The organism is Candidatus Collinsella stercoripullorum (assembly GCF_027669965.1).
Lineage (GTDB): Bacteria > Actinomycetota > Coriobacteriia > Coriobacteriales > Coriobacteriaceae > Collinsella > Collinsella stercoripullorum.
Window position 1 is genome coordinate 17,070 of record NZ_JAQECM010000045.1, and the last position, 1,847, is coordinate 18,916.

At 69.0% G+C, this 1,847-nt stretch carries 1 protein-coding gene and 1 tRNA gene; one reads left to right on the forward strand and one right to left on the reverse strand.

The genetic code is table 11. The annotated features are described in order from the left end of the window. Positions 1-76: 76 nt before the first annotated feature. Positions 77-152: transfer RNA gene (locus PHA29_RS08445), tRNA-Ala, on the reverse strand. Positions 153-518: 366 nt separating this feature from the next. Here PHA29_RS08445 and PHA29_RS08450 point away from each other — a divergent pair. Next, positions 519-1,556 (forward strand): radical SAM protein, encoded by a 1,038-nt coding sequence (locus PHA29_RS08450; protein WP_270849176.1) that lies wholly within the window; start codon positions 519-521, stop codon positions 1,554-1,556. The last annotated feature ends 291 nt before the right edge of the window (positions 1,557-1,847 follow it).

The window sequence follows — 1,847 nt, forward strand, 5'->3', positions numbered from 1 at the left end:
CGCCCTGCGGGTTCGATTCCCCGGAGGGCTCTACAAAAAAGAGCACCTACCTGCGTAGATGCTCTTTCGAAGTCATTGGTGGAGACGAAGGGAATCGAACCCTCGGCCTCTGCCATGCGACGGCAGCGCTCTCCCAGCTGAGCTACGTCCCCAAGACGAGTGACTATGATAGCAGGCTCGCGCCCGGTGTCAACGGAAAAGTTGACGGAAAAAAGCCCGCCCCACACTTCACGATAATGAACCCACCTCTACAAGGTGGGTGCCCTCATCGCTCCCTCCAGCGTCCTTAACAGCGAAGGATACCTGTACTAGAAACGACTGTGTGGGCTCCCTAGAAAAATTCGACGGTTCACCCAGTTGCTCCGCGTGGGGCGGAACATCTTCATCATAGAGCACGCCGTCCGCAATACCAGTCTTGACTTATGCGGGCGGGTGATGGAAGATGAAGGCGCACACCTGTATTTTCTCAAATCAAGCGCTTAACCAGCGCTTTTTTCATGCGGAAGGAGGGCATGCGCATGCACGCCACCCGCATCGCGAACCCGTCCGACCCCGCCGCCCCCGGCAGCCCGGGAGCCCCCGCCGACCCCGCGGGAGGCCCCTCGCTTCTCGACCCCGCCGGGCTCGCGTCCTGTTCGCTGTGCCCGCGCCGATGCGGTGCGGACCGTGTGGCGGGGGAGCGGGGCGCCTGCGGGGCGGACGGCGCGCTCAAGATCGCCCGCGCGGCGCTCCACCTCTGGGAGGAGCCGCCCATCTCGGGCGAGACGGGATCGGGCACCGTCTTCTTCTCGGGCTGCCCGCTCAAGTGCGTCTACTGCCAGAACCACGAGATATCGACGGGCGGTTTCGGCATCGAGGTCCCGCCCGGGCGCCTCGTGGAGATCATGCTCGAGCTCGAGGCCCAGGGCGCGGCCAACATCAACCTCGTCACCGCGACCCATTTCGCGCACCTGCTCCCGGCTGCCGTCGCGGATGCCCGGCGCCGCGGGCTGACCGTCCCCATCGTCTACAACACGAGCGGCTACGAGCGCGTCGCCGCCGTCCGGGAGCTGGGCGATATCGTCGATGTCTGGCTCACCGATTTCAAGTACGCCGACGCCGCCCTCGGACGCCGCCTCTCGAACGTGCCCGACTACCCCTCCCGCGCGCGCCGCGCGCTCGCGCAGATGGCCGCCGAGGTCGACCGCCGCGGCGGGGTCGCCTTCGACGACGACGGCATGATGCGGCGCGGGATCATCGTGCGCCACCTCGTGCTGCCCGGGCACGCCGACGACTCGTGCCGCGTGCTCGACGTCATCTGGGAGACGGCGGGGGACGTGCCCGTCTCGGTGATGAACCAGTACACCCCCAACGCGGCGGTCCGCGCCGCAGGCGGCGACCTGGCGCGCGCCGTGACCGACGAGGAGTACGAGCGCGTGCTCGACCATGCGGACGCGCTCGGCTTCACCACGATGTACTGGCAGGAGGGCGGGGCGGTCGACGAGAGCTTCACGCCGGCCTTCGACACGGCCGGGGTGCTCTCCCCGGCTTCGGGCCCCATCGAGCGCCGCGGATAGGGCCCGCAGGCTGCAGGCGTGCCGAGGAGGCGGGGGCGGTCCCTCGCCCGTGTCGCACGGGGGAGGGCGGCTCGCGGGCGGAGGCGGCAGGGGGTTGCCGCTCGCGACGCCCCGGCCGCGGCAAACGGGGTATACTGCAACCCAACGAATCGACGGGCCGCGCGAGGGCGGCCCATGTCAGATCGGAGGCCCGACCCATGGCCGATAACGACACCGCGCCGCTGAGCGACGAGGAGCGCGCCGAGCTGGAGGCGCTGCGCGCCGAGAAGGCCGCCCGCGAGCAGGCCGAGC